At 67.1% G+C, this 20,588-nt stretch carries 20 protein-coding genes; 8 read left to right on the top strand and 12 right to left on the bottom strand.

The annotated features are described in order from the left end of the window. Positions 1-460 precede the first annotated feature (460 nt). The 3 genes from DTA15_RS26240 to DTA15_RS26250 all read right to left on the bottom strand — a co-directional run bounded on the left by DTA15_RS26240 (position 461) and on the right by DTA15_RS26250 (position 5,389). The gene (locus tag DTA15_RS26240) at positions 461-2,044 is read right to left on the bottom strand and encodes a Na+/H+ antiporter (RefSeq protein WP_006490983.1); all 1,584 of its coding nucleotides are present in this window, start codon (positions 2,042-2,044) and stop codon (positions 461-463) included. Between the two features lie 242 nt (positions 2,045-2,286). After that, the gene (locus DTA15_RS26245; RefSeq protein ID WP_006490987.1) at positions 2,287-3,720 is read right to left on the bottom strand and encodes an aldehyde dehydrogenase family protein; all 1,434 of its coding nucleotides are present in this window, start codon (positions 3,718-3,720) and stop codon (positions 2,287-2,289) included. A gap of 28 nt (positions 3,721-3,748) precedes the next feature. Next, complete coding sequence (locus tag DTA15_RS26250; protein ID WP_006490980.1) at positions 3,749-5,389, bottom strand: acetolactate synthase large subunit; 1,641 nt, start codon at positions 5,387-5,389, stop codon at positions 3,749-3,751. Between the two features lie 388 nt (positions 5,390-5,777). Here DTA15_RS26250 and DTA15_RS26255 point away from each other — a divergent pair, with 388 nt between their 5' ends. Both DTA15_RS26255 and DTA15_RS26260 read left to right on the top strand, forming a co-directional pair. Further along, a complete protein-coding gene (locus tag DTA15_RS26255; protein ID WP_006490978.1) occupies positions 5,778-6,083 on the top strand; it encodes a type II toxin-antitoxin system RelE/ParE family toxin in 306 nt (101 codons plus the stop codon). A 3-nt stretch (positions 6,084-6,086) separates the two neighbouring features. Beyond that, positions 6,087-6,386: an addiction module antidote protein gene (locus tag DTA15_RS26260; RefSeq protein ID WP_006490972.1), complete on the top strand. Its 300-nt coding sequence runs from the start codon at positions 6,087-6,089 to the stop codon at positions 6,384-6,386. 48 nt (positions 6,387-6,434) lie between these two features. Here the strand turns inward: DTA15_RS26260 and DTA15_RS26265 are convergent, their stop codons facing one another. From DTA15_RS26265 to andAc, 5 genes are all read right to left on the bottom strand, one after another. Beyond that, entirely contained in the window at positions 6,435-7,721 is a 1,287-nt protein-coding gene (locus DTA15_RS26265; protein ID WP_006490986.1) for a DUF445 domain-containing protein, read from the bottom strand. Between the two features lie 96 nt (positions 7,722-7,817). Then, entirely contained in the window at positions 7,818-9,038 is a 1,221-nt protein-coding gene (gene andAa, locus DTA15_RS26270; RefSeq protein WP_006490971.1) for an anthranilate 1,2-dioxygenase system ferredoxin--NAD(+) reductase, read from the bottom strand. After that, positions 9,028-9,354, bottom strand: a complete 327-nt coding sequence (gene andAb / locus DTA15_RS26275; RefSeq protein WP_006490973.1) for an anthranilate 1,2-dioxygenase ferredoxin subunit AndAb — start codon at positions 9,352-9,354, stop codon at positions 9,028-9,030. The genes andAa and andAb overlap by 11 nt, the downstream gene beginning before the upstream one ends. 35 nt (positions 9,355-9,389) lie before the next feature. Beyond that, a complete protein-coding gene (gene andAd / locus DTA15_RS26280; RefSeq protein WP_006490977.1) occupies positions 9,390-9,866 on the bottom strand; it encodes an anthranilate 1,2-dioxygenase small subunit AndAd in 477 nt (158 codons plus the stop codon). A 15-nt stretch (positions 9,867-9,881) separates the two neighbouring features. Beyond that, positions 9,882-11,153 (bottom strand): anthranilate 1,2-dioxygenase large subunit AndAc, encoded by a 1,272-nt coding sequence (gene andAc, locus DTA15_RS26285; RefSeq protein ID WP_006490988.1) that lies wholly within the window; start codon positions 11,151-11,153, stop codon positions 9,882-9,884. Positions 11,154-11,365: 212 nt separating this feature from the next. On the opposite strand from andAc, the gene andR reads away from it, so the two are divergent. Then, complete coding sequence (andR, locus tag DTA15_RS26290) at positions 11,366-12,325, top strand: anthranilate 1,2-dioxygenase regulatory protein AndR (protein ID WP_006490985.1); 960 nt, start codon at positions 11,366-11,368, stop codon at positions 12,323-12,325. A gap of 156 nt (positions 12,326-12,481) precedes the next feature. Here the strand turns inward: andR and DTA15_RS26295 are convergent, their stop codons facing one another. The 3 genes from DTA15_RS26295 to DTA15_RS26305 form a co-directional block, all read right to left on the bottom strand. After that, positions 12,482-12,793 (bottom strand): hypothetical protein, encoded by a 312-nt coding sequence (locus DTA15_RS26295; protein WP_012493170.1) that lies wholly within the window; start codon positions 12,791-12,793, stop codon positions 12,482-12,484. A 44-nt stretch (positions 12,794-12,837) separates the two neighbouring features. Continuing rightward, the gene (locus DTA15_RS26300; protein ID WP_012493169.1) at positions 12,838-14,514 is read right to left on the bottom strand and encodes a methyl-accepting chemotaxis protein; all 1,677 of its coding nucleotides are present in this window, start codon (positions 14,512-14,514) and stop codon (positions 12,838-12,840) included. 165 nt (positions 14,515-14,679) lie between these two features. Continuing rightward, positions 14,680-15,570: a LysR family transcriptional regulator gene (locus DTA15_RS26305; protein WP_006484368.1), complete on the bottom strand. Its 891-nt coding sequence runs from the start codon at positions 15,568-15,570 to the stop codon at positions 14,680-14,682. A gap of 91 nt (positions 15,571-15,661) precedes the next feature. Here DTA15_RS26305 and DTA15_RS26310 point away from each other — a divergent pair, with 91 nt between their 5' ends. Genes DTA15_RS26310 through catC form a run of 3 tightly spaced genes read left to right on the top strand, consistent with a single transcriptional unit; the run spans position 15,662 to position 18,064 of the window. Continuing rightward, the gene (locus tag DTA15_RS26310) at positions 15,662-16,795 is read left to right on the top strand and encodes a muconate/chloromuconate family cycloisomerase (protein WP_006484346.1); all 1,134 of its coding nucleotides are present in this window, start codon (positions 15,662-15,664) and stop codon (positions 16,793-16,795) included. Positions 16,796-16,827: 32 nt separating this feature from the next. Further along, a complete protein-coding gene (catA, locus tag DTA15_RS26315; protein ID WP_006484366.1) occupies positions 16,828-17,730 on the top strand; it encodes a catechol 1,2-dioxygenase in 903 nt (300 codons plus the stop codon). A 43-nt stretch (positions 17,731-17,773) separates the two neighbouring features. Then, complete coding sequence (gene catC, locus DTA15_RS26320; protein ID WP_006484359.1) at positions 17,774-18,064, top strand: muconolactone Delta-isomerase; 291 nt, start codon at positions 17,774-17,776, stop codon at positions 18,062-18,064. 180 nt (positions 18,065-18,244) lie between these two features. On the opposite strand, the gene DTA15_RS26325 is transcribed toward catC, so the two are convergent. Beyond that, positions 18,245-19,024, bottom strand: a complete 780-nt coding sequence (locus DTA15_RS26325) for an NAD(P)H-dependent oxidoreductase (RefSeq protein WP_006484350.1) — start codon at positions 19,022-19,024, stop codon at positions 18,245-18,247. 86 nt (positions 19,025-19,110) lie between these two features. Here DTA15_RS26325 and DTA15_RS26330 point away from each other — a divergent pair, with 86 nt between their 5' ends. Both DTA15_RS26330 and DTA15_RS26335 read left to right on the top strand, forming a co-directional pair. Continuing rightward, the gene (locus DTA15_RS26330) at positions 19,111-20,004 is read left to right on the top strand and encodes a LysR family transcriptional regulator (RefSeq protein WP_006484342.1); all 894 of its coding nucleotides are present in this window, start codon (positions 19,111-19,113) and stop codon (positions 20,002-20,004) included. A gap of 164 nt (positions 20,005-20,168) precedes the next feature. Continuing rightward, positions 20,169-20,573 carry a DUF2471 family protein gene (locus tag DTA15_RS26335; protein WP_006484347.1) on the top strand — a complete coding sequence of 135 codons (405 nt, stop codon included), beginning with the start codon at positions 20,169-20,171 and terminating at the stop codon, positions 20,571-20,573. The last annotated feature ends 15 nt before the right edge of the window (positions 20,574-20,588 follow it).

Consider the following 20,588-nt stretch of genomic DNA (forward strand, 5'->3'; position numbering starts at 1 on the left):
CGACTTGGACGCTATCTTATATTGGCAGTTGAAAAACCCGCCTGATTCCGCCGATTTGGCCTGTCGGCACTGCCTTGCGGGGCTTTGGACGCCGCTTGTTCCCCCGTCGACGACCGCATTACCTCCGCATTCTTTCTCTCAATAAACATAACCGGCTGATTCTAAATGAAATTAGAACACAGCATCTATCTCCTTCCGGTTTAGTTTTGCCAAATATGCAGAAAGAGACGGAAACAGTTAAATCAGATCATTTCCGGATTCGAGAGACGATAACGTTTGCGAGACCGGCGCCATGAGGTTTGCATGCGCTGCAAGGCTCGGGGTCGGTCATATTGAGGGCCGGATTCAGATACTCCGAATCGGCAGGCGGGAGGGGAAAATCGCGCGACGGGGTGGCTCGCCCCGCGCGCGGGTCAGGGCCGGCAGGGCGCCGGCCCGTGCGATTCGCGAGCCGGGCGCCCTAGCCGCGCGCGTGCTGCGCGGATACTTCCTGCAGATCCAGGTCGCGTTCGAGCGCGTGCAGCATCTCGTCGTGGATGCGCCCCGACCGGTGCAGGCGCAACAGTTCGGCACGCCCGGCGCGGATCGCGGCCAGCACCACGTCGTAGTGCGCCATGCGCACTTCCGCCGGATACGCGGGCTCGTTCTTCGAGCGTTCGGTCAGCTCGGCGCGATACGTGTATTGCTCGAGCAGGCGCGGATGGATCACGACGCCGTTCTCGTCGCGCACGAGCGGCTGGATCGCCGCGAGCTGCGCGGCCTCGACGTACGCCCACGTCTGCGGCTCGGTCAGATGGTGCGCGGCCCGCTCGTCGCGCTGCGGCAGGCGCAGCAGCCGAATCAGCGGCCCGATCGTCGTGCCCTGCAGCAGCACGGTGACGAGGATGACCGCGAACGACGCGACCAGGATCACGTCGCGGCCAGGCAGCGCCTCGGGCAGCGACAGCGCGATCGCCAGCGTCACCACGCCGCGCATGCCGGCCCAGCTCATGATCGTCGCGGCCTTCCAGTCGGGTGCCTCGCCGCGCCGTACGACGCCGCGCACCGGCCACTTCAGCGCCTCGACCGCGTAGATCCACACGAAGCGCGACACGATCACCGCCGCCAGCACCGCGAGCACCGGCGGCACCATCGTGCCCAGCACCTGTTCGAAACCGCCGAGCCGATGGATCGCACCGCGCAGCGACAGTCCGATCAACACGAACACCATCGCCTCGAGCAGGAACACGATGACCTGCCAGAATGCCGTGCCACGCGTGCGCACCGCCGCCGAGAATACCTCGTGCTGATGCCAGCCGACGATCATGCCGGTCGTGACGGTCGCGATCACGCCCGACACCTCGACCATTTCGCCCGCGATGTAAGAAATCCAGCCGGCGATCACCGCGACGGTGATCACGAGATAGTCGTCGTCGAGCAGCTTCAGGAACCACACGACGAGCTTGCCGACCACGAAGCCGACCACCACGCCGCCGAGCCCGAGCTCCGCAAAGCGCACGACCGCGTGCTCGAGGCTGAACGCGCCGGTGAGCGCGGCCGCGACCGCGAAGCGGAACAGCACGAGGCCGGCCGCGTCGTTCAGCAGGCTCTCGCCTTCGAGCAGCACCATCAGCCGGCGCGGCAGCGCGACGCGTTCGAGCACGGCTTTCGCCGCGACCGCATCGGGCGGCGACACGATCGCGCCGAGCGCGAAACACGCGGCCCACGGCAGTGCCGGCACCACCCAGTGCACGGCGAAGCCGACCGCGAACGTCGTGAACACGACCGCGCCGATCGCCAGCATCAGGATGCCGCCGACGTTGCGCTTGAACTCTTCCCACACGGAGAAGTACGCGCCGTCCATCAACAGCGGCGGCAGGAACACCAGCAGCACCAGCTCGGGATCGAGGTTGATCGGCGGCAGGCCGGGAATGAACGCGATGCCGATGCCGCCGATCAGCAGCGCGGCCGCGGGCGGCAGCCGCAGCCGCTTGGCGATGCATTCGAGCGCGACGATCGCGAGGAATGACAACAGAACCAGCTTGAATGCCGAGACGGGGGACATGAATCGACCTCGTGAAGAATGAATTCGCGCGTTCCGGCGTCGTACCCCGGTCGGCAGTTTCGCGCGATTACATCACGAGGCGAGGCCCGCAGTCGAGCCTGTTTCAGGCGGCCCGCGGCGCGGCACATGCAGGGCACCTGCGCGGCGCCGTGCCGCTCCACGCGCCGCCATGCAAAACGACACGCAGGCCGGCCCGATCGCCCGCCCGCGTGCCGTCGCGGCGCCGCGCTGCCTGCCGCGTGTTACCGGCGCCGCACCACCATCAGCCGCGGCTCGGTCATGTCCTCGATCGCGTAGCGGATCCCTTCCCGGCCGAGGCCCGAATCCTTCACGCCGCCGTACGGCATGTTGTCGACGCGGAACGACGGCACGTCGTTGATCACGACGCCGCCGACCTCCAGTTCGTCCCATGCGCGGTGCGCATGCGCGAGCGAATCGGTGAACACACCGGCCTGCAGCCCGAAGTCGCTGTCGTTCACGCGCGCGAGCGCGTCGTCGAAGCGGTCGAACTTCTCGAGGATCGCGACCGGGCCGAACGCCTCCTTGCGGTACAGGTCCTGCTCGCGCCCGACGTTCTCCAGCAGCGTCGCCTCGAACATCGCGCCGTCGACCTTGCCGCCCGCGACGATCTTCGCGCCTGCCGCGACGGCCGCATCCATCCAGCCCGACAGCCGGCGCGACTCGGATTCCGAGATCATCGGGCCGACGAACGTCGACGGATCCTTCGGATCGCCCATCTTCAGCGAACGCGTCTTCGCGATCAGCTTCTCGCGCAGCGCGTCGTAAAGATCGGCATGCACGAGGATCCGCTGCACGCCGATGCAGCTCTGGCCCGACTGGTAGTACGCGCCGAACGCGAGCCGCTCGACCACGTAGTCGAGCCGGTCGCGCTGGTCGGCATCGACGATCGCGGCCGCGTTGCCGCCGAGCTCCAGCACGACTTTCTTCTTGCCGGCCTTCTCCTTCAGCGCCCAGCCGACGGCCGGCGAGCCGGTAAACGACAGCAGCTTGAAGCGCTCGTCGGTCGTGAACAGGTCGGCGCCGTCGCGATGCGCGGGCAGCACCGAGAACGCGCCCTTCGGCAGGTCGGTCTCCGCGAGCACCTCGCCGATGATCAGCGCGCCGATCGGCGTGCGGCTCGCCGGCTTCAGCACGAACGGACAGCCGGCCGCGAGCGCGGGCGCGACCTTGTGCGCGGCGAGGTTCAGCGGGAAGTTGAACGGCGAGATGAACGAGCACGGGCCGACCGGCACGCGCTTCGTGTAGCCCGTATAGCCCTGCGCACGCGCGGAGATCTCGAGGTTGACGATCTCGCCGTCGATGCGCACCGATTCCTCGGACGCGACGCGGAACGTGTCGATCAGCCGCGTGACTTCGCCCTTCGAATCGTTGATCGGCTTGCCGGCCTCGATGCACAACGCCTCGGCCAGCTCGTCGAACCGTTCGCGAAAGCGCGCGACGCAATGATCCAGCACGGCCTGCCGCCGGTAGGCCGGCATCTCGCGCATCGGCTTCGTGGCGTCGACGGCGGCGGCGATCGCCGCATCGATCGCCTTCGCGTCGGCCAGCGCGACGCGCGTGGCGACCTTGCCGCTGAACTTGTCGGTCACCTCCAGATCGGTGTTCGCGTAGACGGCTTCGTTGGCGAGGTAGTACGGGTAGGTTTCCTTCAACATGGAACGACTCCTTCCTGTGAACGGGTATTCAGAGTTGCGCCGACAGGCGCTTGATCTCGCGGTTCAGCACGCGCTCGTTGTCCGAGTAGTCGATCGGCACGTCGATCACGTGCACGCCCGGCGACGAGAAGCACTCGCGCAGCAGCGGCTCGAGATCGTCGGCCGACTCGACGCGATGCCCGTGCGCGCCGTAGCTTTGCGCGTACGACACGAAATCGGGGTTCTGCAGCGTCATCGCGAAATCGGGGAAATTCATGTTCTCCTGCTTCCAGCGGATCATCCCGAACGCGTCGTCGCGCAGGATCATCACGACGATGTCGAGCTTCAGCCGCACCGCCGTTTCGAGCTCCTGAGAATTCATCATGAAGCCGCCGTCGCCGCATACGGCGATCACCTTGCGCTGCGGATGCACGATCTTGGTCGCGATCGCCGACGGCAGGCCCGCGCCCATCGACGCGAGCGCGTTGTCGAGCAGCAGCGAGTTCGGCTCATGCGCACGCCAGTAGCGTGCGAACCAGATCTTGTACATCCCGTTGTCGAGACAGACGATGCCGTCCACCGGCAACGCGTTGTACAGGTCGTTGACGATCCGCACCGGGTACATCGGGAACCGCGGATCGTGCTGGCCCTTTTCCAGGTGCGCGTCGAAATGCGCCTTGATCATCTTGAAGCGCTCGAAATCCCAGTGCGATTGCGGCGTCAACGCCTCCTTCATCTGCCACACCGCGTTCGCGATGTCGCCGACCACCTCGATCTGCGGGAAATAGACGGGGTCGACCTGCGCGCCGAGGAAGTTCACGTGGATCACGGTCTTGTCGTCGGTGCGCATGAAGAACGGCGGCTTCTCGATCACGTCGTGGCCGACGTTGATGATGCAATCCGCGTGCTCGATCGCGCGATGCACGAAATCGCCGTCGGACAGCGTCGCGTTGCCGAGCCACAGCGGGTGCGTCTCGTCGATCACGCCCTTGCCCATCTGCGTCGTGAAGAACGGAATGCCCGTCTTGTCGACGAATTCGAGCAGCATCTTGCAGGTGGTCTTGCGGTTGCCGCCCGCGCCGATCATCAAGAGCGGATGGCGCGCGGCCTGGATCGCGTCGACCGCATGCGCGACCGCCTTCTCCTCGGCCACCGGCCGCCGGCTGTAGCTGCGCGGGATCGGCTTGCCGTCGCCCTCCTCGTGCGCGATGTCTTCGGGCAGTTCGAGGTGCGCGGCGCCCGGGCGCTCCTCCTCCGCACGGCGGAACGCCTCGCGCACGGCCGACGGGATGTTGCCGATCGACACGATCTGCCGCGTGAACTTCGTGAGCGGCTGCATCATGTCGACCACGTCGACGATCTGGAAGTGGCCCTGCTTGCTGGACTTGATCGGCTTCTGCCCGGTGATCATCAGCATCGGCATCCCGCCGAGCTGCGCATACGCGGCGGCCGTCACGAAGTTCGTCGCGCCCGGCCCGAGCGTCGCGAGACACACGCCGGTGCGGCCCGTGAGACGGCCGTAGGTGGCGGCCATGAACCCGGCCGCCTGCTCGTGCCGGGTCAGCACGAGCTTGATCTTCGATCGCCGCAGCGATTCGAGCAGATCGAGGTTTTCTTCTCCTGGAATGCCGAACACGTACTCGACGCCTTCGGCTTCCAGCGCCTTCACGAACAGATCCGATGCTTTCATGGGGACTCTCGGTTATGCCGCCTGCCCGGCCTACGGACACGCGGCGTTCATGACGCGCGCCGGCCTACGGCACGCGGACGCCTTACCTACTGGACACTGACCACGGCACTGCCCGCCGCGCACGACGCGATGCGTGATGCGCGGCGACGCCCCCGAACACCGGAGGACGGACGGACCCGCCCGCACGCGGCAAGCACGCGCAGGCGGCAAAGACGTTTTTGATTGTAGACGGATTCGCGCAACTCCGGCTTCGACCGGATGGCCGGCTCCGGCAGCGGAAAGATCGGCCTGACGGCCAGTCGACACCCGGTGACGCGACCGGCGGGCTGGCATGGCAACGATGTTCCATTCAACAGACATGTGAACCATGGTTTACACATTGCAATGCATGCCCTACAGTCCTCCTGCATTCAGCATCCGGACCACCGACGTCTTCGACGCCTGGTTTGCCGGCCTGCCCGATCGCCGCATCCAGGCGCGCATCGACCGCCTGTCGATGGGCAATCCGGGCGACTGGAAATCCGCCGGCTCCCCCGTCGTCGAAATGCGTATCGACCACGGCCCGGGCTATCGCGTCTATGACGTGAGGCGCGGAACGATATGGGTCATCCTGCTCTGCGGCGGCGATAAATCGGCGCAACAGGCCGACATCCGCGCCGCGCACGCAATGCTCGCGCACCTCGACATGGAGTGATCGATGGACAAGATCAAGACGCGGCCGTGGGATTCGGCCGAACACCTGAAAACCGAAGACGACATGGCCGACTACTTCGACGCATGCCTGCAGGAGGCCGGCGACGATCCGGCCTTCATCGCGCATGCGCTCGGCGTGATCGCCCGCGCACGCGGCATGTCGCAGGTCGCACGCGATGCGGGCCTGTCGCGCGAAGGGCTGTACAAGGCGCTGTCGCACGACGGCAATCCGAGCTTCGGCACGATCCTGAAAGTCATCAAGGCGCTCGGCCTGCAATTGCACGGCGCCAAGGCTGCCGCGTGATCCGGCGGCGCACGGCGTCGCGCCACGTGCGCAACGTCCGTGCCCGTGTCAGTGCAGCCACCCGGCCGCCCAGCGCGGCACCAGCGACACGAGATACAAGCCGAGCCCGATCAGGCCGCCGACCAGCGTGCCGTTGATGCGGATGTACTGCAGATCCTTGCCGATGTTCAGCTCGATCTGTCGCGACATCTCGCGCGCGTCCCAGTTGCGCACCGTGTCGCGAATGTGACGCATCAGGAAATCGGCGAAATCGGGCGCCATCTCGTGCACGGCCCGCTCCACATGTTCGTTGAGCGACGCGCGCAGCGCCGGGCTCTCGGCGAGCCGCGCGCCGAGCCAGCCGCCGAGCGTCGCGGCCTGCCGGTGCAGCGCCGAATCGGGGCGCGCGAGATCGGCCTTCAGCCACGCACGCAACTGGTCCCACAAGTCGCGCACGTACTCGTTGAACGCGTCGCCGTCGCGAATATAGCGCTTGATCTCGTCGCCCTTCGCGAGGAACGCGGGGTCGTGCTTCAGCCGCTCGGTCAGCCGCACGACCGTCCGGTCGAAGCGTTGCCGCAACTCATGCTCGGGGTCGGCCGCGACGCCTTCGAGCACGCGGCTCACCGCGCTGGCGAGCATCCGCGCGCCGTTCTCGCCGAACCATTGCGTCGGCATGATCTTCTCGACCTTCGGGTATTGCGTCTTCAGCCATTCGACGATGAAGCCCGCGATCACCTCGCGGTTCTCTTCCTTGTCGAGCACGTCGACCACCTGTTCGATCGCGTCGTCGAGCAGCGCCTGGTGGCGGCCGTCCTTCGTCAGCGTATCGAGGATCGCGCCGGCCGATTGCGACAGGTCGACCCGGTCGATCACCGCGCGGAACGCATCGTGGACGAACGACTGGATCCGCGCGTCGTCGGTCATGTCGAGCGCGAAGCTCATCAGCTTCGTCACGTAGCCGCCGAGCGCGTCGGTGTTCGCCGGCTCGCCGAGCCATGCGCCGAGCTTCTGCGCGGGATCGTGCTGGCGGATCTGCGCGGCGAGCGCGTCGGGGCCGAGGAATTTCTCGCGCACGAACACCGCGAGGTTGTCGGCAATCTTGTCCTTGTTCTTCGGGATGATCTCGGTGTGGCGCGACACGAACGGGATCGGCACGCGGCGGAACAGCGCGACGACCGCGAACCAGTCGGCGAGCGCGCCGACCATCGCGGCTTCCGCGACGGCCTTGAAACCGTCGACCCACGGGCCGCGCGGCAGCACGATGGTGGTGACGAACACCGCGACGGCCGCGAGCAGCAGCCACAGCGCACGGCGCTTGCTTCGTTTCAGTTCGAGGGCTTTGTCTGGCGTCATGGAGGACGAGCGGATCGGCGATGCCGCTAATATCCCCGATTTCGCCGCAGCCGACAAACCCGCGGCTCGCGCGGGCACGCACCGCGCGCGCCGCTGCTACATGAACGTCTTCAGATTGACGGCCGGATCGGCCAGCTTCACCGGATCGGGCACCGCCCCTGCCGCGATCAGCCGGCGCGACGCGCCGATGTCGCGTCCGAGGTTCGCCGCGGCCACCGCGACGATCCTGCCGTCGTCGCCGAGCGCGAACACCGTGAACGGCCCGCTCGCCGGCTCGCCGCGCACGACGATCGTGCGCTCGCTGCCGAACAGCCCGAGCATCTGCAGGTTGCAGTCGTACTGATCCGACCACAGCCACGGCAGCTCGGCATAGATCTCGTCGGCACCGAGCAGGTTCGCGGCCGCGACGGCCGGCTGGTTTTCGGCCACCTGCCACGATTCGATCCGCACATGCCGCCCGAGCAGCGGGTTGAAGTGCATCGTCACCTCGCCCGCCGCGAAGATCGCGGCATCGGCCGTGCGGCAGCCCGCGTCGACGCGTATCCCGTTGTCGACGTCGAGCCCGGCCGCCTGCGCCAGCTCGACATTCGGCACCACGCCGATGCCGACCACGACGACGTCGGCCGGCACGTCGCCCTGATCGGTCTCGACGACCGCGCCGCCGCCCGGCGCGCGCCGGATCGCGCGCGGCAGCGTCGCCATCCGGAACAGCACGCCGCGCGCATCGTGCAATTGCCGCGCATATGCGCCGACGACTTCCGGCAGCGCGCGCTGCAGCAACCGCGGCGCCGGATCGATCACCGTCACGTCGCAGCCGAGCTGGCGCGCGGCCGCCGCGACCTCGAGGCCGATGAAGCCGCCGCCGAGCACCGCCACGCGGCGCCCGGGCGCCAGTTGCGCACGCAACGCACGCGCATCGTCGACCGTGCGCACGTAATGCACCGCGACACCTTCGTCGATCGCCCCGCCGAACGTGCGCACACGCGAACCCGTCGCGAGCACGAGCTTGCCGTACGGCAACGTCGCCCCGTCGTCGAGCCGCACGCGCTGCACATCGCGCTCGATCGCGTCGACGCGGGTGCCGAGCCGCAACGCGATGCGCTGCGTGTCGTACCACGCGGCATCACGGATGAACGCGCGCTGTTCGCCGCCGTCCGTCAGCAGCGCATCCTTCGACAGCGCCGGCCGGTCATACGGCAGCTCGCGCTCCGCGCCGATCATCACGATGCGCGCCGCCGCATCGCGTGCGCGCAGCGCTTCGGCCGTACGCCGCGCCGCGTGGCCGGCGCCGACGATCACGAACGGATCAGCCGACATTGACTTCCACCTGCCCGTCGACGATCCGGATCGGATAGGTCTGCACCGGCTCGGTGATCGGCGCGCATTTCGGCGCGCCGGTGCGAATGTCGATCAGCCCCTGATGCAGCGGGCACTCGACGCAGCCGTCCTCCACATAGCCTTCGGACAGCCGCGCATGGCCGTGCGTGCACAGGTCATGCATCGCGAACAGTTCGTCGCCGATCCGGAACACCGCGATCGGCTTCTGGCCGGCGACGCGCGCCGCCGGTTCGCCTTCGGAGAATTCGTCGAAAGCGCCCAGCGGATGCCATTGGGCGAGCGTTGCTTCAGTCATGTCGATTCCTTGCTTCGTCAGATCGATCAGAGCGGTCAGATCGGCGTCGCGAGCAGCGTCTGCACGCGCGACGTGTCGTAGATCACGCGCTTGGTCTTGTAGCGCAGGCCGTCGGGCGTGCGCACGACCGTGTCGTAGTACTTGCCGGCCTGATACACGTTCGATTCGCCGTTGCTGCGCGTCTGCACGACCACGTAGTTGCTCTCGGTATCGATTTCGCCGTCGCGCTCGGCGACGATCGTCAGGCCCGACGTCATGTGCCGGTACGTGTGCTCCTCGTAGATGTTCGCGTGCCGCAGCGACACCACGCGGTCGCGCAGCATCCGCTGGTTCGTGCAGTGGACGATCCCGACCGGCAGCCCGAGATCGGCGTTCTCCTTCGGCACGATTTCGTACGTGCAGTCCTCGGTGAACATCTCCGGCCAGTGTTCGAGCCGATCGTTGTCGAGGTGCCCGATGTAGCGGTTCTGGAGCATGTAAATCTCGAACCACGTCTTCATGTCTTCCGTCATTTTCCTGCTCCCGCCTCAATAGCCCATCAGCTTCTGGTAGCCGACCCAGAACTTGCGGATCAGGCTCTCGGTGATCACCGTGTCCTGCTGGTCCGGATTGCCGCGCGACATCTCGATCACCGACGTCGCATCGGCGTCGCGCACCGTGCCGCGCTGCACGAGCTCGGTCGCTTCGGTATCTTCCATCGAGATGTAGCCGGCCGGCCCGACGAGGTTCGCCTGCTTGATGCGCAGCGCGCGCAGCTCGGGCGTGTCGTCCGCATAGCCGAAGAAGTGGAAGATCAGCTCGAAGTTGTCGGGCCCTTTCGGCAGGATCTGCCGCGCGACCAGCGTGTTGTGGATCTGCTGGATCACGAGCTGCGGGAAGATCGGCTGGATATGGTTGGTGCAATCCTCGTCGTATTCCGATACGAGATCGAGGATCGATTCGTCCTCCAGATGGAAGCCCTCGTCGAACGAACGGATGTTCTGCTGCTTGTATGCGGCCGACGTGTCGTCATTCGTCTTCGTCACCGTGATGATGCTGTGCAGCCCGTGATTCGCATCCGGAATCGAGCGCGCCTTCATGCCGACGCGGAAGATGTTGAAGGTCGTATGGAACAGGTGCAGCATGCTCGCGTGATACGGGTCCTTCACGTTCTCCATGTACAGCTTCCAGTTCGACTTCGAATACTGGCGCGTGCAGCCGAGATACTCGATCGGCTTGTGGAAGATCCGGTCGATCCACGGACGCATCTGCTCGCCCAGATACGCGGGCAGCGGCGCGACCGCGTCGCTGAAGGTCGCGAACACGAGCCCGCGATAGCTGTCGACGCGCAGCTTGCGCAGCCCGTGCTGCTTCGGATCGAAATCGGCCGGCATCCCGGTCATCCCCTTCTGGCCGCGCCGGAACGGCACGCCGAGCAGGTTGCCCTGGTTGTCGAAGCTCCACTGGTGATAGACGCACGTGTGCGAACTCGCGTTGCCGCGCGACTTGCGGCACACCTGCGCGCCGCGGTGCGCGCAGCGGTTCACCCACGCGGACAGCGTGCCGTCCTCGGCGCGCGTGACGACCACCGGCGTGTCGCCGACGAACGTGCTCTTGAAATCGCCGGCGTTCGGGATCTCCGCTTCGAGCGCGACGAAGTTCCACGTCGGCCCGCGGAAGATGCGTTCCTGCTCGCGATCGTAGACCGCCCGCGAGCTGAACACCTTGTACGGCACGCGCGAGCCGTCGTCGTGCGGAAAGGTCACGTCGGATGCGTCGCCGCGCTCCGCGAAAACGACGGGCGATTCTGTCTGCTCCATGTCGGACTCCTTGTCGATCCGTTGCGTTGAATGCATGGAGCCGATTTTTGAAAAGCTAATATTCAGCGTCTATCCGGAAAGTGCGATTGCGGCGGTGCAATATCCACTTTCGGCGGATTTCTGCGCTAGCATGACGGCACACGCGACCCGTCGCACGATCGCGACCCATTCGTCGGATCGAAGCGCGCGTCGCCCTACCAAGGCTGAGGCCCATGTCCCCAACGTCGTTCGAGCCGCTCGCGCTGCGCGCGCACCGGCTGTTCGAATCCCGCGATCTCGACGAGACGCGCGAGCGGATCTCGCGCGTGATGCAGCCGCACGCGCTGCTGCCGAGCGGCCGCGTGCAGGGCGCGTCGCACATGGATTTCGTCAAGCTGGGCGGGCTCGGGATCGGCACGATCGCGTTCGGCGACGCGATGCGCGTGCAGGTCGATGCCGTCGACGGCTACTACCTGCTGATGTTCTGCCTGTCCGGCCAGGCCGAAGTGCGCGCGATGGGGCGGCAGCTCGGCGTCGACGGCCAGACCGGCGTGCTGTGCGCGCCCGGCGAGCGCTTCGACGCGGTGCTGTCGGCCGATTGCGAGCAGTTCGTGCTGCGCATCGACGCGGCGACCGTCGGCTCGCTGACCGGCGACCCGCGCGCGACGCTCGACCCGGTGCTGCACGTCAGCGACGCCGCGCTCGCCGCGTGGCGTCAGCAACTGATGCTCGTCGCGCGGTCGCCCGAGCTGCTCGAACGCGCGAACGCGAACCCGCGGGTCGCGTCGCAGCTCGAGCATCTGCTGATCGACCTGCTGATCGAAGGCCATCCGCCGTCCATGCCGCAGGCGTCGCATCGCGACCCGGCGCCGGGCTTCGTGCGGCGCGCGCAGGAGTTCGTCGATGCGCACTACGCGCAGCCGCTGCAGCTCGCCGATATCGTCCAGGCCGCCAACGTGCCCGAACGGACGCTGCGCGACGCGTTCCTGCAATTCCGCGGAATGAGCCCGATGCAATATCTGCGCGCGACGCGGCTCGACCATGCGAGGGAGTTGCTGCGTGGGTCGACATCCGAGCGACGGATCGCCGATATCGCGCTCGATTGCGGGTTTACCCACCTGGGCCGGTTCGCGATCGCGTATCGGGAGAAGTTCGGCGAATCGCCGTCGGAAACGCTCGACGCCAGGCGCTGAAGCAGCCGTCCGCACACGCACTGCCGCACGGCCGTAGGCTGCATTTCGCGCGCCGTGCTGCCGATCGCCGTCCCTACCCTTCGCGCCTTCCGCGCATGAGCGCGGTCGCCCCAATCGACGGCCGGTCGCACTCGCGCGACGACCTCGCGTCGCAATCTACGCCGGCGGCCCGCGCCGCGGCACGGCGTTGCTTGCCGCATCCGCGGACGGCCGGCGCGCAGGGTCGAGCCGTGCCGCCGCGCACGCCAGCGCCCCTTCGATCCGTTCGAGCATCGCGCGCGTGGCCTCGCTGCGCGGGCTCGCGCGCAGCAACAGCCCCAGCCACTTCAGCCGCCGCGCGAGCATCGGCACGACCAGCGTCCGGACGATCAGCCGTTGATCCCGGTCCAACGGATCGAAACGCACGCATGCGTCGACGAGCGCATCGAGCGTGAGTACCACGTGAGCAGAACGCGTCGAGCCATTCAAGGGTCGATACTCCCGTCGCAGCAGGCTGCGAACCGTTATCCCGATCAAAACGCCTTCCCGTCGACGGCGCCGCCCGCGACAGGGGCGCTCAGCCCCGCCGCCAGCGGTTTCGTCGGCGCGACGGCGAGCGCGGATGCGGGCGCCGACGACGCCATGACCGGCGCATCGTCGCCATTCGGCGCGAGCTTGAACGCCGCCATCGCCGCCTGCAGGCGGCCGGCCTGCTCCTCGAGCGAATGCGCCGCCGCGGCCGCCTGCTCGACGAGCGCCGCGTTCTGCTGCGTCACCTGGTCCATCTGCTCGATCGCCAGATTGACCTGCCCGATCCCCTGGCTCTGCTCCCGCGACGCGGCCGCGATTTCGGCGACGATATCGGACACCTGCTTGATCGCGAGCTTCACCTGCTCCATCGTCGCGCCGACGCCCGTGGCCTGCCGCGCGCTGTCGCGGATCATCGACACCGACGCGCCGATCAGTTCCTTGATCTCCTTCGCAGCCGCCGCCGAGCGCTGCGCGAGGCTGCGCACCTCGCTCGCGACCACCGCGAAGCCGCGCCCCTGCTCGCCGGCGCGCGCGGCCTCCACCGCGGCGTTGAGCGCGAGGATGTTGGTCTGGAACGCGATGCTCTCGATGACGCCCGTGATGTCGGCAACCTGGCTGGAACTGCTGCTGATCTGCCCGATCGTCGCGACCATGCTCTGCACGGCATCGTTGCCGGCATCGGCCATGCCGGTCGCGCGCGTCGCCAGCGTATTGGCCTGCTGCGCGTTGTCGGCGTTCTGCTTCACGGTCTCGGTCAGTTGCGTCATGCTCGATGCGGTTTCCTCGAGCGACGCGGCCTGCTCTTCCGTGCGGGCCGACAGATCGGCATTGCCGCTCGCGATCTGGCGCGACGCAACCCCCACCGCTTCCGCGCTGCGCTTGATGCCGCGCACCGTCGCACCGAGTTGCCGATCCATCGTCGCCAACGCACCGAGCAACCGGCCGAATTCGTCGTGCGAGTCGACGTCGATCCGGTTGTCCAGCGACCCGCCGGCGATTTCGTCGGCCACGCGCACGGCCTTGCCGAGCGGCGTCGAGATGTGCCGCATCAGGTGCGCGGATACCCACGCCGCGACCAGCACGCCGATACCGATCAGGCCGATCGCGATCCACAGGATCATGACGAAGGTCGACGCGCTGTCGTCGACGAACGACTTCGCCTGATCGATGTTCAGTGCGATGTCGTCGTCGAGCGCCTGCTTGAGCGCGCCGGCGGCGGGCGCCAGCCGGTCGATCGCCGCGGCGGCCGCGTCGCGGTCCCCGCCGCCCACCGCCGCGAGTGCCGCGTCCACGCCGGCCCGGAACCGCGGCAGCACGTCGCGAATCCGGGCCGCGATGCGGCGCTCCTTGTCGCTCGTGATCGATTGGCCGTAATAGCGGTTCCATATCGTGTCGAGACGGCGTTGCCCGGCACGCGTCTCGTCGATCCCGCTGCGGACCCGCGCGGGATCGCGCTCGGACAATGCCCCGCGCATCCGAAGCTGCGTCTCGAAGGTCGCGGCGCGAATTTCCGACAATTCGCTGATCGGCAAGGTGTTGTCCGTATAAGCGTCATGGACGTTCGAATTCAGTCTCGACAGACCGAACAGGCCGAACACGCCGATGGCGACCATGAGCGCGACACACGCGGCAAGCGCGAAAAAGATCCTGAACTTGATGCTTTTCCCCAATCGGCTCACGCTGCTCTCCTCCACTGTTCCAGGGCGATGCGGAACGGGAAACCCCGCGTCCAACCCTGTTTACGGAGAGCGACATGGCCGATTTATCGGCTGCCGGCAGGATAGAAAAAACCATGTGCGGCAATAATCGGCATGCGGCGATCGCTTTGTGTCGGCCGTCAGCCATCACGCCGATGGCACGATCATCTCCCGCGCAATCGCGCAGAATGCCGCCGTCGCAGCGCTTTCGCCGTGCAGCCGGCGGCTCATGATGATCGGCGACGTCGCGCCCGGCTCCGGCAGCCGCCGGTAGACCACGCCCTTCACGCGTACGCCCTCCACGCTCTCGGGCACCAGCGACACGCCGACCTGCGCGGCGACGAGCCCGAGCGCGGTCTGCAGCTCGCGCACCTCGTGCACGGCCGCCGGCACGACCGCGCCGTCGCGCAGCGCGGACAATTGCTGATCGGCGAAGCTCGGCCGCGGCGTGCTCGGGTAGACGATCATCGTCTCGTCGGCGAGATCCGCGAGCGTCAGCGGCCGTCCCGGATCGGCGAGCCGATGCCCGACCGGCAGCGCCGCGATCAGCTTTTCCTCGATCAGCGCCTCGCGCACCAGTTGATCGTCGTCGAAGCGCAGGCGGCCGAACCCCACGTCGATCCGCCCGCCCTTCAGCGCACCGAGCTGTTCGAGCGTGAACATTTCGATCAGCGACAGCTCGACGTCCGGCTGCGCCTCGCGAAACGCGCGGATCACGTCCGGCAGCGCGCCGTACAGCGTCGACGGCACGAAGCCGATCACGATTCGCTCCGACAGTTGCGCGAGCCGCCGCGTCAGCGGCCCCAGTTCGTCGGCCTGGTCGACCAGACGTTTCGCCTGCGCATGGAACACGCGCCCGGCATCGGTCAGTTTCAGCGGCCGCGCGCCGCGCTCGAACAGCGGCAACCCGATCTCCTCCTCGATCGCCTGAAGCTGGCGGCTCAGCGGCGGCTGCGTCATGTGCAGCCGCTCCGCGGCCCGCGTGATGTTCATTTCCTCGGCGACGGCGATGAAGTAACGGAGCTGACGCAATTCCATTTCATGCCTCAAAGGTATGGAAGTAGTCGGAAAGAGTGTTGGACAACGCGGGGCGGGAATTCCTACCATGTGCACCAACAGGAGGAATCGCATGATAGCAACTGCCGCCACCATCGAACGCATCGACACGCTGCTGGTCGACGTGCCGACGATCCGGCCCCACAAATTGTCGGTCGCGACGATGAATTGCCAGACCCTCGTGCTGGTCCGCGTTCGATGCACGGACGGTATCGAAGGCGTCGGCGAGGCGACGACCATCGGCGGTCTCGCGTATGGCGAGGAGAGCCCCGAAAGCATCAAGGTCAACATCGACACCTACTTCGCGCCGCTGCTGCAAGGCATGGACGCGACGCGCCCGGGCGCCGCGATCGCGCGGGCGCGCAAGCTGTTCCAGGGCAACCGTTTCGCGAAATGCGCGATCGAGACCGCGCTGTTCGACGCGCAGGCGCGGCGCCTGGGCGTACCGCTGTCCGAGCTGTTCGGCGGCCGGCGGACCGATGCGGTCGATGTCGCGTGGACGCTCGCGAGCGGTGATACCCAACGCGACATCGCGGAAGCCGAAGCGATGCTCGACGCCCGCCGCCATCGCGCGTTCAAGCTGAAGATCGGCTCGAACGCGGTCGCCGACGACGTGGCCCACGTGGTCGCGATCAAGCGCGCGCTCGGCGAGCGCGGCGACGTGCGGGTCGACGTGAACCAGGCCTGGAGCGAAACCGATGCGATCTGGGCCGGCGCGCGGCTGGCCGACGCCGGCGTGAGCCTCGTCGAGCAGCCGATCGCCGCGACCAACCGCGCGGGGCTCAAACGCCTCACGCAGCTCGCGCGGGTGCCGATCATGGCCGACGAGGCACTGCACGGCCCCGTCGATGCGTTCGCGCTCGCGCAGGATCGCGCGGCCGACGTGTTCGCGGTGAAGATCGCGCAGTCGGGCGGCCTGCAGGGTGCGGCGAGCGTCGCGTCGATCGCGGCGGCGGCCGGCATCGAACTGTACGGCGGCACGATGCTCGAAGGCGCGGCCGGCACGATGGCGTCCGCGCAACTGTTCAGCACGTTCGACTCGCTGAAATGGGGCACCGAACTGTTCGGCCCGCTGCTGCTCACCGAGGAGATCCTCGTCGAGCCGCTGCGCTACCAGGATTTCAAGCTGCATCTGCCGGCGACGCCCGGCCTCGGCATCACCTTCGACTGGGCCCGCATCGAACGGATGCGACGCGACGCCCGCTGATCCCCACACGACAACCGACACCGGAGACACAGATGAACAAGCAAGCCATCGACGCCCTGCTGAAGACCTTCGACGACGCCGCGGAAAAGCCCGGCAACGCGCGCGTGCGCGCGATCGTCAACCGGATCGTGAAGGACATCTGCTACACGATCGAGGACTTCGACGTGCAGCCGAGCGAATTCTGGACGGCCCTGAACTACCTGAACGAAGCCGGCCGCGAATTCGGGCTGATCGCCGCGGGCCTCGGCCTCGAACGCTTCCTCGACGTGCGGATGGACGAAGCCGAGGCCAAGGCCGGCATCCAGGGCGGCACGCCGCGCACGATCGAAGGGCCGCTGTACGTCGCCGGCGCGCCGGAATCGGTCGGCCACGCGCGTCTCGACGACGGCACCGATCCGGGCCAGACGCTGATCATGCGCGGCCGCGTGCTCGGCCAGGACGGCGCGCCGCTCGCGAACGCGCTGGTCGAGGTGTGGCACGCGAACCATCTGGGCAATTACTCGTACTTCGACGCGTCGCAGCCCGCGTTCAACCTGCGCCGCTCGATCCGCACCGATGCCGAAGGCCGCTACAGCTTCCGCAGCGTGCTGCCGGTCGGCTACAGCGTGCCGCCGGGCAGCAAGACCGAGCAACTGCTCGATCAGCTCGGCCGCCACGGCCATCGTCCGGCGCACATTCACTTCTTCGTTTCGGCGGACGGTTATCGTAAGCTGACGACGCAGATCAACATCGACGGCGATCCGCACCTGTGGGACGACTTCGCGTTCGCGACGCGCGACGGGCTGATCCCGCCGGTCAAGCAGGCGGAGGGCGCGGAAGGCAAGCCGTATGGCGTCGACGGGCAGTTCGCGCTGATCGACTTCGACTTCACGCTGCTCAAGGACAAGCAGGACGTGCCGGGCAGCGAAGTCGAGCGGGCCCGCGCGCAGGCGTGAGCGCCCTTCCCGTTCGACGAATCGACAACGCAAGGAGTGCAGGATGCTGTTTCATGTGGAAATGACCGTTCGCCTGCCGGCGGACATGGATCCGGTCAAGGCGGCCACGCTGAAGGCCGAAGAAAAGGCGATGTGCCAGCGGCTGATGAACGAAGGCACGTGGCGCCATCTGTGGCGGATCGCCGGGCAGTATGCGAACGTCAGTATTTTCGACGTCGAAAGCGTGCAGCAGCTGCATGACGTGCTGAGCCAGCTGCCGCTGTTTCCGTATATGGAGATGGAGGTGCGGGCGCTGTGCCGGCATCCGTCTTCGGTGCGGGACGACGATCGGTAAGCAGCGATGAATCGCGGCCGTGCCCCACGGCCGCGAAATGGCACGAGATGCCACGAGAAGCACGACCCGGGCGGCCGGCGATGTCACGCAGGCCGCCCGGGTCGTTTGCATTCCGCGGCCGGCATCTTGCGTATGGCGGCGGTTGTCCGTGCCGCCCCGCGTCGGGGTGTGCAGCAGCCGTCAGGCGGTCACGTGTGCGGCGAACCCCACCTTCCCCGGCGCGATGTCCTCCTTCAACGTCAGCGCCGGAATCTCGTAATCGCCCGCGTTCTGCCGGCGAAACGGAATCGGCGGCGTGGTCCACAGAGCGTCGAGACGCTGGCCGAGCGCCGTACAGGTTTTGTCGAAGCGCGCGGCGTTCATCTTGCCCGTCTGATAGATCACGAACGGCGGCAGCACGTCGAACCCCGGGTAATACAGCACGCCGTGCTGGATCGGAAACAGCAAGTCGTCGATCGGCCCGTTGATGCCGCGCGGGCTGTAGTGCGACTCCCACCCGCCCGTCGTGACGACGATCATCGCGCGTTTGCCGGCCAGCGAACCTTCGCCGTAGCGATCGCCCCAGTGCGTATCGGAATGCTCGCCGACGCCGTACGCAAAACCGTACGCGTACACGCGCTCGAACCAGCCCTTCATGATCGCCGGCATCGAGAACCACCACAGCGGAAACTGCAGGATCGCCGCGTCGGCCCACTTCAGCTTGTCCTGCTCGCGCGCGATGTCGTCGCTTTGCGTACCCGCCGCGAACGCGCGCCGCGAATCGAGCGACGGATCGAACCGCGCGTCGGGCGCGCGATCGGTCACGTCGTTCGCGTCCAGCACCGCCTTCCAGTTCATCGCATACAGGTCGCTCACCTGCACCGCGTGGCCGGCCGCTTCGAGATGCGCGACGGCGAAATCGCGCAGCGCGCCGTTCAGCGAACGCGGTTCGGGATGGGCATACACGATCAGCACATTCATCTTCGTCACTCCGTGGATTGAATGACTGCAGGATGCGGCCTCCGACGGTATATTTGAAATGAATTCCTGATATTCCAGGTATAGCCATGAATAATCTCAGAAGGCTCGATCTGAACCTGCTCGTCACGCTGGACGTGCTGCTCGCCGAGCACAACGTCACGCGCGCGGCCGAGAAGCTGAACATGTCGCAGCCGTCGGTCAGCGTGCAGCTGCAGAAACTGCGCGACGTGTTCGGCGATCCGCTGCTGCTGCCCGGGCCGCGCGGAATGCGGCCGACCGCACGCGCGGAAGCGCTGCGCGAGCCGTTGCGCGATGCGCTCGAAGCGGTCGAGCGCGCGGTGATTCCGGCCACGCCGTTCGATCCCGCGACCGCAACGAACACGTGGCGCGTGGCCGCGACCGACTACGGCGAATCGACGATCGTGCTGCCCGCGCTGCACACGCTGCGTTCGGCCGCGCCCGGCACGCGGCTGGCCGTCGTCGAACTGGTGCCGCCACGCATCGAACAGGATGCCGAACGAAACGGCATCGACCTGGCCTTTCATACGACCGAAGGGTCGCCACCGGACATGCGGCGCCTGCCGCTGTTCGTCGAGCGCTACGTGCTGATCGGCCGCGCCGGCCACCCGAAGCTGAAGCGGCGCCCCACGCTCGCGCAGTTCGGCACGCTCGAGCACGTGATCGTGTCGCCCGACGGCGGCGGCTTCTTCGGCGTGACGGACGAAGCGCTCGCGAAGGTCGGGGCCACGCGGCGCGTCGTGCTGTCGGTGCCGCACTTCCTGTTCGTGATGTCGGCCGTCGCGAGCACCGATCTCGTCGCGATGCTGCCCGAGCGGCTGGTGCGCGACGTGCCGGCGCTGCGCGTGGTGGACGCACCGGTCGAGGTGCCCGGCTATGAAATGTCGATGCTGTGGCACGAGCGCGTGCATCGCGATCCGGCGCATCGGTGGCTGCGGGAGACGATCGCGGCGGCGGTGTAGATCGTCCGTCTGATCGACGCGATCGCCCGCATCGATCGCCGATGCACGAAATCCTGCATTCGGGGCTTGAAACCGCGTCGAACACTGTATATATTTACAGTGCTTTTGCACCATTTGACCCGAATTCCGTCATCCACAGACGAACGGACTTTTGTGAGGCGACCATGTTCCAGGCTTCCGCATTCGATCCCGAGCAACCCGGCTTCAATCCCGTCCACTTCGAGCGCGCCGCGCAGCGGGCGGTCGTCGATCTGCAGCGTGTCGTCGGTGGCCCCGCGCAGCGGGCGCTGGGCCTGCGCCGCCGCACCCATCCGGCGGCCGTGCGCACGATGAGCTGGCAGGCGCTGCTGAACGTCGAGGAGCTGGCGTTTTCGAATGCCGGGTTCCTGAACCGCAACGATCCGACCGTCGTCGACGCGTTCATCCGGCTGCGCGACAGCCGGCTGGTCGCCGCGGACGTCGAGGAACCGGTCGACTGGCACCGCGACGACGACGATCTGCCGGCCGTCTACCTGATCGTCAAGGCGATGCTCGAAGCGGAAGCGGAAGAGCGGGCCGAAGCGGCCTGAGTCGCGCCGGTCGGT

The organism is Burkholderia cenocepacia, from assembly GCF_900446215.1.
Taxonomy (GTDB): Bacteria; Pseudomonadota; Gammaproteobacteria; order Burkholderiales; family Burkholderiaceae; genus Burkholderia; species Burkholderia cenocepacia.

Excerpts from the sequence above, each read along its gene's own strand:
- DTA15_RS26240 (WP_006490983.1), bottom strand. The coding sequence starts at position 2,044 with ATGTCCCCCGTCTCGGCATTCAAGCTGGTTCTGTTGTCATTCCTCGCG.
- DTA15_RS26245 (WP_006490987.1), bottom strand. The coding sequence starts at position 3,720 with ATGTTGAAGGAAACCTACCCGTACTACCTCGCCAACGAAGCCGTCTAC.
- DTA15_RS26250 (WP_006490980.1), bottom strand. The coding sequence starts at position 5,389 with ATGAAAGCATCGGATCTGTTCGTGAAGGCGCTGGAAGCCGAAGGCGTC.
- DTA15_RS26255 (WP_006490978.1), top strand. The coding sequence starts at position 5,778 with ATGCCCTACAGTCCTCCTGCATTCAGCATCCGGACCACCGACGTCTTC.
- DTA15_RS26260 (WP_006490972.1), top strand. The coding sequence starts at position 6,087 with ATGGACAAGATCAAGACGCGGCCGTGGGATTCGGCCGAACACCTGAAA.
- DTA15_RS26265 (WP_006490986.1), bottom strand. The coding sequence starts at position 7,721 with ATGACGCCAGACAAAGCCCTCGAACTGAAACGAAGCAAGCGCCGTGCG.
- andAa (WP_006490971.1), bottom strand. The coding sequence starts at position 9,038 with ATGTCGGCTGATCCGTTCGTGATCGTCGGCGCCGGCCACGCGGCGCGG.
- andAb (WP_006490973.1), bottom strand. The coding sequence starts at position 9,354 with ATGACTGAAGCAACGCTCGCCCAATGGCATCCGCTGGGCGCTTTCGAC.
- andAd (WP_006490977.1), bottom strand. The coding sequence starts at position 9,866 with ATGACGGAAGACATGAAGACGTGGTTCGAGATTTACATGCTCCAGAAC.
- andAc (WP_006490988.1), bottom strand. The coding sequence starts at position 11,153 with ATGGAGCAGACAGAATCGCCCGTCGTTTTCGCGGAGCGCGGCGACGCA.
- andR (WP_006490985.1), top strand. The coding sequence starts at position 11,366 with ATGTCCCCAACGTCGTTCGAGCCGCTCGCGCTGCGCGCGCACCGGCTG.
- DTA15_RS26305 (WP_006484368.1), bottom strand. The coding sequence starts at position 15,570 with ATGGAATTGCGTCAGCTCCGTTACTTCATCGCCGTCGCCGAGGAAATG.
- DTA15_RS26310 (WP_006484346.1), top strand. The coding sequence starts at position 15,662 with ATGATAGCAACTGCCGCCACCATCGAACGCATCGACACGCTGCTGGTC.
- catA (WP_006484366.1), top strand. The coding sequence starts at position 16,828 with ATGAACAAGCAAGCCATCGACGCCCTGCTGAAGACCTTCGACGACGCC.
- catC (WP_006484359.1), top strand. The coding sequence starts at position 17,774 with ATGCTGTTTCATGTGGAAATGACCGTTCGCCTGCCGGCGGACATGGAT.
- DTA15_RS26325 (WP_006484350.1), bottom strand. The coding sequence starts at position 19,024 with ATGAATGTGCTGATCGTGTATGCCCATCCCGAACCGCGTTCGCTGAAC.
- DTA15_RS26330 (WP_006484342.1), top strand. The coding sequence starts at position 19,111 with ATGAATAATCTCAGAAGGCTCGATCTGAACCTGCTCGTCACGCTGGAC.
- DTA15_RS26335 (WP_006484347.1), top strand. The coding sequence starts at position 20,169 with ATGTTCCAGGCTTCCGCATTCGATCCCGAGCAACCCGGCTTCAATCCC.